This window comes from Streptomyces sp. NPDC047072 (assembly GCF_040643855.1).
Classification (GTDB): domain Bacteria; phylum Actinomycetota; class Actinomycetes; order Streptomycetales; family Streptomycetaceae; genus Streptomyces.
In genome coordinates this window covers 1-16615 of the sequence record NZ_JBEYVC010000129.1, presented here as the reverse complement: position 1 = coordinate 16615, position 16615 = coordinate 1, and the positions used below count along the sequence as shown (strand labels likewise).

8 protein-coding genes are annotated in these 16615 nt (G+C 67.2%); 6 read left to right on the top strand and 2 right to left on the bottom strand.

Going from position 1 to position 16615, the window contains the following annotated elements; translation table 11 throughout:
• Nucleotides 1–137 precede the first annotated feature (137 nt).
• Nucleotides 138–3260 carry a DEAD/DEAH box helicase gene (locus ABZ896_RS37510; protein ID WP_360939199.1) on the bottom strand — a complete coding sequence of 1041 codons (3123 nt, stop codon included), beginning with the start codon at nucleotides 3258–3260 and terminating at the stop codon, nucleotides 138–140.
• 232 nt (nucleotides 3261–3492) lie between these two features.
• On the opposite strand from ABZ896_RS37510, the gene ABZ896_RS37505 reads away from it, so the two are divergent.
• The 4 genes from ABZ896_RS37505 to ABZ896_RS37490 are packed head-to-tail and all read left to right on the top strand — an operon-like array spanning nucleotide 3493 to nucleotide 11934.
• The gene (locus tag ABZ896_RS37505; RefSeq protein WP_360939197.1) at nucleotides 3493–5028 is read left to right on the top strand and encodes a PD-(D/E)XK nuclease family protein; all 1536 of its coding nucleotides are present in this window, start codon (nucleotides 3493–3495) and stop codon (nucleotides 5026–5028) included.
• Complete coding sequence (locus ABZ896_RS37500) at nucleotides 5025–6179, top strand: hypothetical protein (protein WP_360939195.1); 1155 nt, start codon at nucleotides 5025–5027, stop codon at nucleotides 6177–6179. The genes ABZ896_RS37505 and ABZ896_RS37500 overlap by 4 nt, the downstream gene beginning before the upstream one ends.
• Nucleotides 6176–9448, top strand: coding sequence for a hypothetical protein (locus tag ABZ896_RS37495; RefSeq protein ID WP_360939193.1), 3273 nt, complete (start codon nucleotides 6176–6178; stop codon nucleotides 9446–9448). Before ABZ896_RS37500 ends, ABZ896_RS37495 begins: the two co-directional genes overlap by 4 nt.
• Nucleotides 9442–11934 (top strand): RNaseH domain-containing protein, encoded by a 2493-nt coding sequence (locus ABZ896_RS37490; protein ID WP_360939191.1) that lies wholly within the window; start codon nucleotides 9442–9444, stop codon nucleotides 11932–11934. The genes ABZ896_RS37495 and ABZ896_RS37490 overlap by 7 nt, the downstream gene beginning before the upstream one ends.
• A gap of 16 nt (nucleotides 11935–11950) precedes the next feature.
• Here ABZ896_RS37490 and ABZ896_RS37485 read toward each other — a convergent pair whose 3' ends face one another.
• Nucleotides 11951–13180: a toll/interleukin-1 receptor domain-containing protein gene (locus tag ABZ896_RS37485; protein WP_360939189.1), complete on the bottom strand. Its 1230-nt coding sequence runs from the start codon at nucleotides 13178–13180 to the stop codon at nucleotides 11951–11953.
• A gap of 770 nt (nucleotides 13181–13950) precedes the next feature.
• Here ABZ896_RS37485 and rsgA point away from each other — a divergent pair.
• Together rsgA and ABZ896_RS37475 are read left to right on the top strand one after the other, a co-directional pair.
• On the top strand, nucleotides 13951–15111 hold the full coding sequence (gene rsgA / locus ABZ896_RS37480) for a ribosome small subunit-dependent GTPase A (protein WP_360939187.1): 1161 nt from the start codon (nucleotides 13951–13953) through the stop codon (nucleotides 15109–15111).
• A 142-nt stretch (nucleotides 15112–15253) separates the two neighbouring features.
• On the top strand, nucleotides 15254–16615 hold a 1362-nt coding region (locus ABZ896_RS37475; protein WP_360939209.1), incomplete at its 3' end, for an AlkA N-terminal domain-containing protein.

Here is a 16615-nt window from a genome sequence, read left to right as displayed (position 1 = left end):
ACGAAGTTGGGACCGGCGCCGGCGCTTCCACGAGTGGTGATCAGAGTTCGTGTCCCAGGACCCACAGGAATGGTCTCCGGCGACGGGCCAGGTCTCTTCATGGATCCTGGCCCGTGCCCTACCAGAAGTCAGTTGCCCTAAGACGGGAACCGATCCCGCATACCGCCCTCATCGGCCTCTTTCTGCGCGGCCACCGCGGCCTCCCGCACCAGGCGACGTTGCTCGGGACGACCGCCGACGCAGTCGAGCAGCAACTCGGGATCGGCTGCGAGGATGTCCGCGGGCGAGGTCAGCCCCGCCCGGGCGAGGCTGAGGTAGACAGACCTGAGCAGAGGGACTGCTGTGTGCCAGGCGATGGGTACCAGACCTGCGACGATGCCCAGTTCGAGTTGGGCGGGCAGGACATCGGGCAGGACGCCGAGGTCGGCGGACGGGTGGACGTGGAAGGCGATCTCGACGACTGTCGCCAGTACGTCGGCCGCCCGCTGCGCCGCGTGCTGGACCGGACCGGGAGACTCTCGTCTCGTGAGCGTCTGCTGATCGCTGATCGCTCGTTCGATGTCTCCGAGCTTGACCCCCTCCGTCCACATCAGGCAGGCGAGGCTCCGTCGTGCGTGGCCCAGGCCGACGCCACTCCTGGACGGCGCGCCCATGAGTCGGGAGAGGATCGGTTCGGCAACCCGGTGTTCCCGCAGCCTCCTGGCGAGGCGGGCGTGTTCCTGGTACGGGACTCGGCCGATCCGGTTGAACCGGACGTCGTCCAACTCGGTCGTCAGCTGGGTGGCGCAGATGAGCGTGGCACAGTTGATGGAGTCCGCCGGCACGGCTGCCAGGGCCTCCGTCACCGCCGCGACGGAATCGAGGCCGAGCCCGCTCCGGACCGCCAAGCTTCCGAGGTCCGTCAAGGCGAGCCCGCTCGGCAGCTCGTCCGGTCCGTTCGGAGTTCCCTTGAGGAAACCCGCGGTGACCAGCTGACTCACCATTCGCCGGATCTCGGCGGGTGGGAAGGGGGCCGGAGAGCCGTCAGCCCTGAACTGGTGGGAGGCGAAGGTGGCCGCCATGAACCGTTCGACGTCCGCTCCCGAGCGGTGGCCTCCGAGGACAGCGGGTACGGCGAGAGCGGAGAGGAGTACGGCGCGCACATCGGTGGAGGGTTCCAGCAACGCCGACCGCACGTCCTCGGGCTGCGCATCGATGTACCGCAGCCACTTTTGTTCGGCGTCGGCGGTACCCCGGGCCAGGAGTACGGCGCGCCCTTGCTGCACTCGGCCGGTACGGCCCGCTCGCCCGGCCATGTTCTTGTACTCGGACACGGAGTAGGACCGATTGTCCGAAGTCGGGTGCTCCAACTCGCAGACGACAACGGTATCCGCCGGCAGATTGATGCCCTGTGCCAGAGTCGTCGTGGCCACGAGCACGCGCACTTCGCTCTCGTAGCTTCCGAAGGACAGCTCCAGCACACGTCGTTCCTCGGTCGTCAGGTCGGCGATGTGGAAGGCCACACCACCCTCCAGACACCTGCGCAGTTCGTCTGTCGTCCGCCCCCCGTCCCCGCCGGGCAGTGCTTCGAGTGTGGCGACCGCGGAGGGCAGACCGAGCGTGCGGGCAAGGTTTCGGGCCAGAATGCGGGCCTGGCTGCGCTTGGCCCGGAAAACGATGATCTGCTGCCCTTTCGTAACGAGCTTGTTCACGAGGCGCATCACCAGCGCATCGTCCGTGGCGGACTCCGCAGCATCCCCGGGCTCCAGCAATTGCTCGCTCGACTCGTTTCCCTCTTGGTCCCGGTATCGGTAGCGACCGTCCGGGCCGAGAACGCCTTCGAGGAGGGGGACATCCCGGTGAGTGGTTGCCACAAGGTTCGCGCGGAGCCACCGGGCGAGTTCGTGCGGCTTGCCGAGAACTGCGGAAAGTCCCACGATCTGAGGCGTGTCGGAGGTGCGGTCACGGACTCTCAGCCAGGTGAGCAGGGTTTCCAGCAGAGGCCCACGCTCCGGCAGCATGAGGGACTGGATCTCGTCGACGACCAGGACGCCTGTGCCGAGCAGATCTGGGCGTTTGGGTACCAGGCCGATGAACTTCTCGTAGGTGAGAACGGCGAGTTCGAATCGTCCACCGAGCAAGTCGGGTTGGTGGTCGCGCAGTTCACCGGTGGCGCGGATCACTCGGATCCCGAGTGGCCCATAGACGCGCTTGAACCTCTCGTACTGTTCGTTCACCAGGGCGCGGGTGGGGAGCAGGAAGACCGCGTTCTTTCCCTCGGACACGGCCCGCATGGCGCTCAGTTCGCCCACCATGGTCTTTCCTGCCGAGGTAGGCGCGCTGACCAGGACGTTCATCCCTTCCAGGAGGGCGCCCTCGTTGATGGCGTCGATCTGTAGCTGGTTGAGCTTCCCGAAGGGACCACGCCACGCTTCCACGACGGGAGGCGGAATCCTGTATTCCGCGAGGGATGAGATGTCCGCGGTCGCCGGCTTTGGCCTATGGGCGTCAGCGGTCGAGAGATAGCGCGGACCTGGAGTGAAGATGCGGAGACTGAAATTGGAGAGATTCCCGCCGAAGATCGGATCCTGAGTTCTTTGAGGAAGGCCCTTTCTGTGTGAACTGACGTTCTTGGACACATAGTGGGCCAGTTTGAGGATGTACACCTTTCCTTCGTCGACGGCTTCAGGATCGCCGCGCAATCCCTGGATCAAGTAGTGGGTCAGCAACCCATGGCGGAAACTCTGCTCCTCGAAGGCTTCCTGGTCCCTGCCGGAAGCAGCGATGACTACCTGTCCGTCGCGGCGCAGCTGGCTCAGTCTGTGATGTGCCGAGACGGAAGCATTTCGACTCGTGTAGCCGTCGTGCGGGAGGTGCAGAACTTTATCCGCGGCATGCCCCGAGAAGCAGCAGTCCAGGACCAGGAGCAGGGCGCGTGCCCGGATTTCACGGGTCAGGTCGGCGAGTTCGTCCAGTGACAAGGAGGTCTCGGTCGGCCTGTCCGGCTGGGTGTCGTGCATGGCCAGGGCGCCGCCGGTGATGCCATGACCGGAGAAGGCGACCACGACGAGCTCTTCGTCGTTACTGGCCTCGGCGATGCGCCGCATTTCTGTCACAAATTTTTCCTTGGTGGCATCGCCATCAAGGAGTAAGGTCGCCTTCCCGTCGAGGTTGTCGGCGAAAAGGGCACCGAGTGCTGCGGCGTCTCGCTTTGCGTACCGCAAGCGATCATACTCCGCGTCGTAGTAGTCAATACCTACGAAGAGTCCGTGCAACTTCATCCTGATCCCCCAAGATCCTTCGGTCGCGCCAGAATTCCGGCAGTCCACGGAGGGCGCCGGGAGAAGGGTACGATACGGCACTCCGATTGGGGAGGGTAGTGTGATTTCTGGAGAACCGAGTAAGGTTTCTGAAGCACCTGCAAGGGGGGATGTATTCGAGGCCGGAGGCGTTGTGCGAATCCGTCCGGAAAATGTTCGGAACAGTGAAAGGGTATGTCCTCAGCAGTTGGCGATGAAGATACGCCCGGGAGCACCCCGTCCGAGCCGCTCCGTCAAGTCGGGCCGGACCTTGACCGCATGGGCGCTCGGTCCGCTGCACGATGTACTGGATCTCATCGAGTTCAAGTCGTTGTCCATGCGAGACGCCCTGGCCGAATGGAGAACCGCCTCCGAGCGCCCCGTCCATCCTGGCCTTGCCCAATGGACCGAGCACGCTGTCAGCAGCTACCTCGCCGCTTCCGAGCGGATACCCGTTCCGACCGGAGTGCCGCATGCCGTATCCCTCGAACCTGTATCGCGCCTGTGGGCGCGGCAACGAGGCGCACAGAAACCCACCGACCCCGAGTGGTACGAGGAGATGGTGACCGACCGGCGCTACGCGGGGCACGGCATCCGTGAACTGCGCGTCGTGCGCAAGGGATCGGTGACGGACCATCCACGGGACGAGGCCGAGATCGCGATGGCCGTGGGGGTCCTGGCCGGCGGGCTGCCCGTCCTGAGTTCGAGATGGGAGAAGAACCACCTCAGGCTCGGGAGCTCCGAAGAGCCCCGTCTGGTGCGGCTCGTGGAGATCGGCTGCGCTGATGCCTCCTGCCGACTCCTGTTCGAAGGAACACCCGAGCAGGCGTACGCCTGCTACGACTCCGGCGTCGAGGCACGCATCGACAGAATGATCGCGGGAGGCTCCTACCGTCCTGGGAAGAGCTGCGGCAGGTGCGACGCCGTCGCGACCTGTCCCGAGGTCCCGTCCCGTCCGGGACTGCTCGGCATCAGCGGTTCCGACGTGCCCCGTCGCTCCTGGTCAATGACGACAGGACGCACCTATTGCAAGTGCCCGGCCCGCGCCCACTTGGAGGACCTGTTCCTGCCCAGGGAGAGCGCGGTCGAGGACAGCGAAGCAGTCGTACGTGGAAAGGCCGTGCACGAGTGGATCGAGAACCGACACCGCCGTACGCCCCCGCAGCCCTGCGAACCGGACGACACCCCTGGTTCGGCGGAGGCCTGGCAGGGCGAAGGATGGGCGTTGACCGGGCCCCAGGTCCGGCTCGGCGTGCAGATGATCGGTGACCATGCCCTCGTTTGCCCCCTGCGGGACGGGCCCGACGATGCCGAGGTCCACCCGGAGCGGCCGGTCGTGGTGTACGACCCCGATGCCGATGTCGTCGTCATCGCCAAGACCGACCTGCTCTACCGCGTCGGCGACCGATGGACCTTGCGCGAGACGAAGACCGTCAAGACGCCGAGCAAGGAAGACCTGCTGGCGGAGTATCCCCAGCTGGCCCTGGCCGTACTGCTGGCCGACGCGGAAGCGCTGCCGGGGGGCGGGTCCTGCGCGGTGGAACTGGAACGGCTGACCGGCAGCGGCCCGGTCGTGACCGACCTCGAGGCGGCTGCCCCGGACGTGATTGCCCACGCACGAGGCGTCCTGAAGAAGTACGTCGCCCCGTGGCACACCGACACTCGCTTCCCGACCAAAGCGGGCGAGGCTTGCAAGGACTGCCCGTTCACCCGCTGGTGCCCCGATGCGGTGAGGAGGACCGATACATGACCCAGTGGCTGACCGGAGCGTGGGACGACCAGGGCGAGCGCGCTCATCGAGTGGTGGCGGCCGCGCTGCGTGCCGCCTACGCGTGGACAGTTCGGCGCACTCGCCAGGACGCCATGCGGGAGGTCGCGAAAATGACCGGCGTGGTCATGGAAGCCCACGGGCCCGGCCGTGGGCCGACGACTCCGCTCGACCTCGTCGCCTGTCTGCGGCAGCGCCTCGGCCTGCTGCCGGCCCTCGCCACCGGCGCGGATGAGGCGATCGCACAGGTTGTGCTCCTCGACCGCGACGACCGGCTCACCGCTGACGCGTACGACTTGGCAAGCGAATACGCGCTTCCGGTCGGCGGCCCGTCCGACTCCGCGCAGTGGATGCCAAGCTGGACCTGGATGCGGGCAGACCAGATCCGCAGCGATACGTTCATCGCGCTGATCGAAGGCAACGGCCAGGAGAGTTACGTCGCCTCGCGGAGCTTCCTCATCGAGCACCCCGCAGGTTCCCTCGTCGAACTGAGTGACCTGATCAGCGAGACCGGCGTACGCCCTCCCCGAAGGGGATACACCGACATTCCCGCCGATCACCTCCACCGATCGTCCGACGGGGAGACATGGTGGTGGCCGTGTCCCGTCTGCCGTTGGCCGATGGGGGTGGCCGGTACCACTGTGCGCTGTCGGTACCGCCCCCATGCCTCCGTGTATCAACTGACCGAGGGCAGAGCTGCAACCTCCCGGCCCACGCTGCGTCAGATCGACGAAGGCCCGAGCGTGGCTCGACCCATGGCCCGGCCGGCGGCCGACTCCCGCTGTCTGGAGTTCGGTGTCTGGCGGTTCGTCGTGGTGCCAGGAGCGAGCGAACTCCGAGTCAAGCAGAGGCTGGAGAAGCTCGGAGCCACGGTCGAACTCTGGCCCGAACTGGACCGCTACGACCTGCATGTCCGGGCCGGGGACAAGGAGTTCAGAATCGATCTCAAGGAATACCGTTCGGTATATCGGCTGATCGCGGATCTCCGTGCGAAGGCGCCCAGGGCCCGCGTCCTTCTCCCGAAGACACACGAACACCAACTCGGCATTCTACAGACCGCCATGCCGTCTCTCCAGGTCACCACCGAGACGAGGTTCTGCACTGAAGTACGACGAGCGCTGAGGACGGCATGAGCATTCCCGCAAACGGGTCCGAGAAGGTCTTCCCCCGCATGATGGGGGCCGCGATCGGGCTGGCAGCCAGTTTCTTTCACATCGAGGACAGTGGCGGTTTCAGACGTACGACCACCCGCGATGACGTCCTGTTCGTACTGGACGGCCACATCTCGGACTGGTCTGGCTGGCGCGACCTCTCCGACACGGACGCGCGCAGGTTTACCAAGCTGCTGCGCCGACGCCCGAATCAGATGGCCAACGCGGAGGCGGCCGGCTCGATTCTCGACAGTCTGCTCCGCGACGGAGAGATCCCCGGCTGCAGCGCGGTCGACGACGAAGAGGACGGACCGAGCCGGATCGCGGTCGATCCCGGTATGCCACTGCCCGCCTTCGTCGACGGCTTTCTGCGAGAACTCGACGAACTGCACGCGGCGAAGAACCGCGTTCTTCCGCCCGCCGAGGCAGGTCCGCACACGACCACGACCAGCGTGCCGGGATCGAACGGCCTACAGCAGACGTTCGTCGACTTCCACTACGAGATCCGTCCGCACCACATCGTCCCCGAGCGAGCGATGCCCGCGGTCCGTGATGCTCCCGCCCTTCTCGACCGCTGGGTTCCCTTCGACGAGTTGAAGGAGATCGCGGCACAGATCGACAAGGGCGAGCGGAAGCGGGGCCGGAGCGTCTACCGCGAGAAGGCGGTGGACAGGTTCGCCGAGCAGGTCCGCTCCCGAGGGAACGAACCTGTCCAGGGGCTGGACCTGACCGCGGGCACCCTCAACGAACTCCTCGCCTACACAGGGTTCGGAAAATCCGTCGTCCTCATCGAGACCTTCGCCTGCTGGGCAGTCCGCCGCGGCATTCCAGTGGCCTTCGTGCTGCCCACCAACGCGGATGTCGTGCGGGCCGTCCACGGGATCGAACACGCCCTGGAGCTGTGCGGGGTCAAACCGGCAGGCGGCGTCGTTCCGCTGGTCTCACCGCGGTCCTTGATCAAGGTGGCCGAGACGGCCGCAGCACGCGTCACCGAGGACGGCCCGGACGCGGACTGGATCTGGCGACGATTCGGATACGGCTGTGCGCTCGCCGCTGTCGCCGGTTCCGATGATGCCGTCGACCGATGGCAGCCGGGCAGCGAACCCTGCGCGCGGCTCCGCAAGCCTTCCCGGGGACGCAAGAAGAGCACAACCGTCGCCTGCCCCTGGCGGACCACCTGCGGACGCTACCGGGCCGCACGCCAGGCCTGCACAGCGGACATTATCGTCACCTCGCACGCGAACCTGCTGCTCGGAGTCCTTCAGACGCCGGTGGAGGACGGCTACGGCGGGGACGATCGGCTGACCGTCGAGGAACTGCTGCTGCGCCGATGCCAGATCGTCGTCATCGATGAGGTCGACGTCTTCCAAAGCACGGCGATCGACCACGCGGGCCGCGGCCTGGTTCTCGACCACGCGGGACGGACCAACACCCTTTTGCGCAAGTTCGACCAGGAGTTCGCGGCAGCGTTCGGGCGCCTGCAGGACGAGGTCGACGCCGGTGTCCGTGACGCCTATTTCGGCCTGCGCTACCTGTCCGAGAACTACGTCAGCCATCTGACCTACGAACGGCTCGGTGCCACGACGCCGGCCAAAGGACGGCGCCCGCGCGGGCCGGGACGCTACTGGATGGTGCCAGGGCGCTGGGACAGCTGGCTGACCGCAAGGCTATTCGGCCTGGATGCCGAGGAAGAGGTCAGCGCTGAGCAATTGGCTCGGTTCCGCTCGCTCTTTCTTGGCGAGGACCGGCTTCCGGGCGCCGACCCGGAAGGCTTCGAGGACGCCCGCCTCCATCTTGCGGCCGTCGTCACCGGAGGTTCCGGTGGCTCGTCCCTGCCTGAGGCGCGCCTCGCGCTCGGGCGACTGGTCGAGAAGGCGCCCGAGGAAGACCGGACCAAAGTCGTCAACCGGATTCTCCGCCGAGCCATACTCGAACGCATCCGGTTGTTCCTGCACCGCTTGATGGCCAACAACGCCCAACTGGTCGACATCGGCGTGGAATCCGCCCAGGCGATTGCGGACGCGCTGGGCACGTACGGTCGCTGGCGGGTCACGCCGACCGGGCCACTGGGACGACTTGTCTTCGCGTTCACCGAGTACTACGACGACACAGGAGGCGACCCCGCGCGCCTGTCGACGGCGGCGTTCGGCGGCGACCCGCATACGTACACCGTACGACTCGGCGACACGACCGCCCTGGCCCAGGCAGGAGTCCGCCGCATCGTGCTCGGGATGTCCGCCACGTCCTACTTCCCGCGCGCACCCCATCACCACATCCACACCGAACCGAAGTGGTGGGTGGCGGACGACAAACCGAACACGGTACGAATCCTGCCCGCGCCGATCCTTGACGAGCACCGTCGGCTGCGCCGTATCTCCGGGCTCGAGGGAATCGAGCGAGCCGCAGCGACCCAGCGGATTGCCACGGCCATGTGGGAAACGTATCTTCGGGCCGAACTCGAACGGCTGAGGGCAGAGGAGCCGGGCCGGGCTCGAGTACTCCTTGCCACGACCTCCTACGAGGCGGCAAGGCATGTGGCCGAAGGACTGTCCACGGCCGGTGTCGACTCCACACGCATCTGCCTGGCGGTACGTCCGGGCATCTACGCGGACGACCAGGACACGGCCGTGGACACCGGGCGCTGGAGGGAACTGCCGGCCGACCGCCTGGAGGGATTCCCCGCCGTCGGCGGCGCCGACATCCTGATCGCCCCCTTGGCCAGGGTGCAGCGTGGAGTCAACATCATCGGTGAGGGCGACAAGTCCGCGCTGGGCTCCGTTTGGCTGATCGTCCGTCCGATTCCGCTGATCGACGAACCGGCGGAACTGGTCGCGCACATCCAGGCCCGGGCACTGACGGAGTACCGAGGTCCGTCCAGCGACCCACAGGCACTCCTGGCGGAACGCCGGAGAGTGGCCGGCCAGTACCTGGACGAGATCATCCGCCGGCCGCCCTATTTCCAGGCACAGCCCACCGACGTCAAACTCGGCGTGGTCGCGGAGATCATCAACGGCGCCGTCCAGCTCATCGGCCGGGCTCGACGCGGCGGCACCGACGCGACCTTGCACCTGGTCGACGGTGCCCTGCTCGACTCCGAGGGCGGCACCGATCTGGCCACCCTCATCCTCCAGTTGAGAGACACATGGCAGCGTGAAGGAGTCCTGCCCGCCATGCAGAGGTACTACGGCACCACACTCGGAGCATTCCTGGAATATGCGGAGCAGGCGGCAGGGGGAGACGACCTGTGCTGATCACACTCGCCTACCGAGTCCGGCGTCAGGACTTGGGCGCCCTCCTGGGCACCATCACGGCCTACCCGCTCACCGAGGAGTTCAAGGCCGCCTGGGAGAGCCTGCCGAAAAGAGAGGGGCAACGGCAGCCGCGCTACTCGGCTCTGGCCACCGGTCTCGTCGCTGCTACCGGCCGTCCCGTCAAGCTGTTCGGTGAACGCGACCTCGCCGAGGAAGAACAGCGCGCAGGCAGCCGGATGCTGCTCCTCACCAGCGACTCGGCATTCGACCACCGGCTGAGGGTCGCCGTACGGGCCTGGGAGAGGCACGTCCGCGACGGAAAGGGAACCGCCGAACTCGCCGGGCTGCTGCCCGATCCCGAACAGGCGCGCCCCTTCGCCGACTTCGTGACCTACCGGACGGGAGAGGTGCCCGTCATGCCGAACTGGGTGTTCCGCACGGCCGAATGGCAGGTGATGCGGCAACTGGCAGCAGCACCGTTCCGCGTGGACGGTAGGCCTCCTGTTGTCCTGTCGATGGACACCGAGGGAGCATTGCTGGCCTGGGACCCGGACGACCTCATTGTCAACCGCTCCGGTACTGCCTTCAGCCTGCACACGGTGACCGCGAGGCTGACCACCCGGGTCGGCATCGAAGACCCCGTCCTGTGCTTCGACGCTCATCTGTCCAGAATCTCGCCGCAAGGGGACTGGGCGAAGAATGTATGGATCGACCGGGAGCAGGAGGACGCACCCATCCTGAGGTTGCCGATCCGGCGCCGTAAGGACGAAGAGACCGGCAAATGGCACAGCTACTTCGACCCGGCCATCGCGAAAATCCTCGAAGCATGCCAGCTGTCGGCACTGGAGTTCCCCGACACGCTCCCCAAGGTGCCCGGCGCGATTCGGCCCCAGATGGCGAGAAGCCGGTTCCACGCCCTGGGAAGCGGACCCGGACCGAGGTTCATGATGCGCCTGCACGAACACATCGTGCGTATCCTGCCTTCGCTCGTTCCCTTGTCCTACGAGGCCGATAAGCGGATCAGACTGGCACCACGCGTCACAAAGTACGCGCCCGACGGCCTGCCGCCCGCAGCAGTCGGGCCGAGTGGCTTCGGACGGGTCACCCTCGCATGTGTCTATGCCACGGCCACAGGGCGCGAGCGGATGCTTGCCGAACTGGCGGAGTTGACGGGACACCCGGTGAACCCCGAGCCAGGGGGACCCGCCACCTCCGTCAACGCTCGCGTGGGCGTCATTTCTCGCTACTGTCCGGACCTACTCGACCACGACACCGTGAACCGCGCTGCCTTCCTCAAGTCGCTGGATCTGCCCTCAGACGAGGAAGACTTGGTCGCCGCTTGGGTGGAGACCGAGTACCACCCCGACGCCCCGCGCCCTGAACGCGACGCCAAACCCCATCTGAGGCGGTTGTTGGGCCACTTCGGCGTACCGACTCAGTTCCTGGCCACAGAGCCCGCCGTTCTCCCGCCCAAGACCGACCCGCCCAGCCCCGATACCAAGAAGCATGCCGCGCGCGCCGCCCTGCGGGACCTGCTCCGGGCCGCGGGGATCCTGGACGACCGCCTGCTGGGGGCCGTAGCGGCTGGCGGGCGGCCCAACGGGCTCACCCGGAAGGTCCTGCTGGTCGGCATTCACGCCCGCAGACAGCAGACCGGAGAGGAGGGCACACCCCTGGTCCTCACCATGGTGGCGCTCTACGTCGAGCCCGACGACCTCGTGAACTGCCGGATGCTGGTGTACAGCGACCGCCGGAAGACCTGGGCCCCTTGCGCCCGGGGCGTGGCAGACTTCCACGCCGGCGCCATCGGAACCACCCGCTTCGGGCGCACCGGGGAGAAGGCGCAATTGACCCGTGCCGTGGTCGAAGCCAGACTTGCGGACCTGCTCGCCATGCAGCCGGACGGCACACCGATGGTGGTCTTCGTCGACACGCTCGAGACCCGGACCATCTGGCCGGGACTGCAGAACACCCGACTCGGAAAGGGTCCGCTGCCCGGCGACACCCTGCGAGACCAGGACGCCGACGTCGGAGTCGTCCGCTTGAACACCGGCATCAGCGAGATCGGACGCCCTGTCACCCGTCGGGAGAAGGCGAACATGCCGAGTGATGCGAAGAAGCCCGCCGCGCCGGAACGCAAGGTGTACCGGCTCGCGGAGGGCGACCGGGACTGCTGGCTCTTTGCCGGACGATCCGCGTCGATCAAGGCCAAAGGCGGCGACCGGGGTGCGCTCTACACGCGATGGACCCTGCCGCCCGGGCTCACCTCGCAGCTCACGGTGCCCTGGCACTCGTACACGGGCAAGGAGATCGTGGTGGTGAGCCCGGGATCATGGGCCACTGAGCAACTGGCGAGCCTCACCGCCAGCCTCTGCGAGCAGGCCGTTTCCTGGGACGACCGTACGCAGATGCCCGTACCGCTGCACATCGCGACCGTCATCGACGAGGATCACCCCGACTACCGGGTCTCGGGGGAGGAGTCCTGACCGGCCTACCACCCAGTCAGGACTCGGTGCCGCTCAGCGGCTTGCGGACGCTGGGCGGCAGTTCCCCGAGGGGCGGCCGGGCGTGCCGGGCGACGCCGGTCATCGCTCGCAGCAGGCCTTGGATGCCGTCCAGGGTCAGCTGCTGGATGCTGTAGTGATCCGTGGTCCACGGGAGCAACATTCGGGAGATGTTGTCCACCAACTCGTGAGGTAGAACGACGGGCAGCACCTTGGACGTCCACTCATCCCGTTTCGTGTGGAGGTTCTCCAGAATGAGTAGGGCTTCGCTTCGGATGCCTGGGTTGTCGGTGCCTTTGAGTTTCCCGTCGAAGGCGTCACGGCAGATGGGTGAGGCGAGGACGACGACGAAATCGACTGTGTTGATGAGGTCGTGTGACCAGAATGCCCAGTTCTTGCGGTTGGTCTCATCCCACTGGTCCATGTGCACGTCGACGCCGTTTCTGGCGAGGAGGTTGCCGAACTGCCTGGCGCGGTCCTTGTGTAGCAGCGAGTCGTGGGCGTAGCAGATGAAGACGGAGGGATGCGACCCCTCGCTCCAGTCCTTGTCTCTGGCGGTGAGTGAGGGCGTGACGAGCCCCGGAGGGTCCGAGGGGGCGACGAGCCGCAGTGCGAAGTCGGTTGGTGACTGCGTGGGCAGATACTCGATCTCCGGGCCGACCGCCAGATCGAATCGAGCGCGGAAGTCCACGCGCAGTTCAGTCTCTCCGGAGGGGACGAGTACGACCGCCCACGCGGCGTATGAACCTGCTTGCACACCGGTTTCGCCCAGTGAGACGTGTCGCCACCGCACGCCTGGACCACCGATGCCGAAAGCATCGATCCGGTCCGTGATCGCCGGAAGGTGGGCATGCGCGGATGCGCCGTCTTCACAGGGCACAAGATTCAGAAACCGGTTGAGCACATAGGACTTGGGAACGTTCGCGAGGGTTCCGGAACGGGGCAGCGCATCGATTACGGTGACCCGGCCGCTGGCCGAAGAGAAGTCGAATGCCATCTCGAACCAGGACATCCGGGGAAGGCCGAGTTCCAGGTCCAACTCGTAGTTGATCTTAACGAGGTAGGTGTCGTCGCCGTCGAATCCGTTCGCAGGAGCCTCGATGCGGTCAATCTGCCAGCCCCTCAGGCGAATCGCGCCGATACTGAAGTCGTTCGGCGTCTGATCCATCCTCTTGCTGCCTTTGTCGGCGATGGTGAGGTCGATGCGGACGTTGTTCTGTGAATCCACTGGCGTACCTTTCGATGTCACGCGGCGGTGGCGCCACACTAGACATCCCTTCGGTGTTGCACGGGTCACCGCTGATCAACCGTCAGGTATTTGTCAACTTTCCTAGGCGTCGAAGAACCTGTGTTGGCTGCATGGCTGTACTTGGGAGTGCCGAAGGCATTCCGTGATGCGTCGCTGCCAGCCTATCGATGGCAGACGGTTGGGAATTCACGCGTTCGGATGTGGCGGGTCGGCAGCGGCGTTGTGCGGGGCGCCGCAGAGGACGTTGCGATCTTTGTGTATGACACTCCAGGAGTGTCGCTTGAACCCATCGGCGATACCTTTGGCGTGGCGGCAGCGCTGGCGAACTCCCGCTGGTGGGGTTTCGCGAGATCGAGCACTTGATCACCTGCGGCATCGCCCACAAGTTTGCGCCTTCCGTGCAGGGTTGGAGGCACTGTGCTCCAGTTTCTGTCCGGCGACCCAGGCAGGCCAGCCGCGCTCCACTCTCACGGACCTGAACTCTTGGGCCGTGCAGGGCGGCTTGAGCCCAGGGCGAAAATCAATGGCGCGCGAGCGCAGGCGCCACTATCGTGAGCGTGTTCTCTCCGGCGGCCGTTGGCTGTCGCTGTCGACACAGTGAGGAATGGGAGGTGTGACCGATGGCTGTCTCTGTGATGGGCGCTGCCCGCAACCAGAAGATCATCCACTCCACCTCCGTAGCCTCCGGCTGACCTTCCATACAGCTCGCACTCGCGTGCCGCCGGGGCTGCCCTTGTGAAGGGTCTCCCTTGAATTCCTCTTCTCTTTCGGCTTCTTCCGTTTCGTCGCACCCTCTCGCCGTCTACGGCTGGGACGAGGGCTGGGAAGCCGAGTTCGCTCCATACGCCGCGCAGGGTCTCCTGCCCGGCCGCGTCACTCGGGTCGACCGTGGCCTGTGTGACGTCATCACTCCGGCCGGCACCGTCCGCGCCGACACTGAGTTCGTTGTCCCCCGCGACCCGATGAAGGTCGTGTGCACGGGGGACTGGGTCGCCGTCGATCCCGAGGGCAGCGGCCCGCTGTACGTGCGGACACTGCTGCCGCGCCGCACCGCCTTCGTGCGGTCCACGTCGTCGAGGCGCTCCGAGGGCCAAGTGCTGGCCACTAACATCGATCACGTCGTCATCTGTGTGTCACTCGCGGTCGAGTTCGACCTTGGGCGGATCGAGCGGTTCCTGGCCCTCGCCATGTCCAGCTCGAACGGTGAGGCACTGCTGCATAACGCGGCGGACTCCTGGGAGTCCGGTGCCCAGCCCCTGGTCGTGCTGACCAAGGCGGACCTCGTGCCGGACCCCGTGACGCTCTCGTATCTCGTCCAGGACGTCGAGACCACGGCGCCCGGTGTTCCCGTCCTCACCGTCAGCGCCCTGCACGGCGAGGGGCTCGATGTCGTCGTCGCGCTTGTCTCCGGGGGGACGTCCGTGCTGCTCGGGCAGTCCGGGGCGGGGAAGTCGACGCTCGCCAACGCGCTGCTCGGGGCGGACGTGATGGAGGTGCAGGCGACCCGGGACTCGGACGGGAAGGGGCGTCACACGACCACCACGCGCAACCTCCTCGCCCTGCCCGGCGGGGGTGTGCTCATCGACACGCCCGGGCTGCGGGGCGTGGGGCTGTGGGATGCCGAGGTCGGGGTCGGGCAGGTGTTCTCCGAGATCGAGGCGCTGGCCTCCGAGTGCCGGTTCCATGACTGTGCGCACGAGAGTGAGCCAGGTTGCGCGGTGATCGGTGCGATCGACGCCGGTGAGCTGGCTGCTCGGCGGCTGGAGAGTTATCGGAAGCTTCAGCGAGAGAATCAGCGGATCGTGGCCAAGACCGATGCGCGGCTGCGGGCCGAGATCCGTAAGGAGTGGAAGCGGAGGGGAGCCGTGGGGAAAGCGGCGATGGAGGCCAAGCGGGGGCGTTCCAGGTAGTCGGTCGGCTGCGGGTGTGTGGGGGCTGGTCGCGCAGTTCCCCGCGCCCCCAAAATCCTCAGTCGTCCCCCGATATAGCCCCAGCTCTGTGTCTGATTTCCGCTAGCCCCGGCCGTTCCCGTCGCCCAGACTGGGACACGTGATGGACGAAGACACCAGGTACGAAGCCGTGCGGAGTCGGGACGGTCGGTTCGACGGGGAGTTCTTCTTCGCTGTCGAGACGACCGGGATCTACTGTCGGCCCAGCTGCCCCGCGGTCACGCCGAAGCGGCGCAACGTCCGCTTCTTCATGACGGCCGCCGCCGCGCAGGGCTCGGGGTTCCGGGCCTGCCGGCGGTGCCGTCCGGACGCCGTTCCCGGGTCCGCCGACTGGAACGTCCGCGCCGATGTCGTGGGGCGGGCCATGCGGCTCATCGGGGACGGAGTCGTCGACCGGGAAGGCGTCGCCGGACTCGCCGTACGCCTCGGCTACAGCTCCCGGCAGGTGCAGCGGCAGCTCACCGCCGAGCTGGGCGCGGGCCCGGTCGCCCTGGCCCGCGCCCAGCGGGCGCACACCGCGCGCGTCCTGCTCCAGACCACCGGCCTGAAGGTCACGGACGTCGTCTTCGCCGCGGGTTTCGCCAGCGTCAGGCAGTTCAACGACACGATCCGGGAGATCTACGCCGCCACCCCCAGCGAGCTGCGCGCCGCCGCGGCCCGCACCACCCGGCGCCCGGCCACGCCGACCGCCGGGATCCCGCTACGGCTGGCCCACCGCGGCCCCTACCGGTCGGGTGCCGTCTTCGACCTGCTGGAGCGCGAGGCCGTACCCGGCGTCGAGGAGGTGACCGGCCCGCCCGGCCGGCGCGTCCACCGCCGGACCCTGCGCCTCCCGCACGGCACCGGCATCGTCGCCGTCCACGAGAAGGCCGGCACGGCGAAGGCCGGCGCCCACCCCGGCGGCTGGCTCGACGCCCACCTCGACCTCACCGACCCCCGCGACCTCACCACCGCCGTCGGGAGACTGCGGCGCCTCTTCGACCTCGACGCCGATCCGTACGCCGTCGACGAGCGGCTCGGCGCGGACCCGCGGCTCGCCCCGCTGGTCGCCGCCCGCCCCGGGCTGCGCTCGCCCGGCACCGCCGACCCGGAGGAGTTCGCCGTACGGGCCCTGGTGGGGCGCGACGAGGCGGAGCGGCTCGTCCGGAGCTACGGCAAGATCCTGGACGCCCCCTGCGGCAGCCTCACGCACGTCTTCCCCGACGCGCACGTCCTCGCGGAGGCCGAGCCGCACGGCCCTCTCGGGGCCCTGGCCACCGCCCTCGCCGACGGCACCGTACGCCTCGACGCGGGCGCCGACCGTGACGACGCCCAGCAGGCGCTGCTCGCCCTGCCCGGCCTCGACGCGGCGGCCGTCGCCGCGATCCGCACCCGCGGGTGCCTCGGCGGCGCGACGCACGTGGGAGACCGCTCTAGACGCGCTAAAGTCGCGGAGCCGACCGCCCCAGCCCCCGCGGGTTTCTTC

Bases quoted from the DNA above. Each gene is read 5' to 3' on its own strand.
- ABZ896_RS37505 (WP_360939197.1), top strand. From the start codon at position 3,493: ATGAAGATACGCCCGGGAGCACCCCGTCCGAGCCGCTCCGTCAAGTCG.
- ABZ896_RS37510 (WP_360939199.1), bottom strand. From the start codon at position 3,260: ATGAAGTTGCACGGACTCTTCGTAGGTATTGACTACTACGACGCGGAG.
- ABZ896_RS37495 (WP_360939193.1), top strand. From the start codon at position 6,176: ATGAGCATTCCCGCAAACGGGTCCGAGAAGGTCTTCCCCCGCATGATG.
- ABZ896_RS37500 (WP_360939195.1), top strand. From the start codon at position 5,025: ATGACCCAGTGGCTGACCGGAGCGTGGGACGACCAGGGCGAGCGCGCT.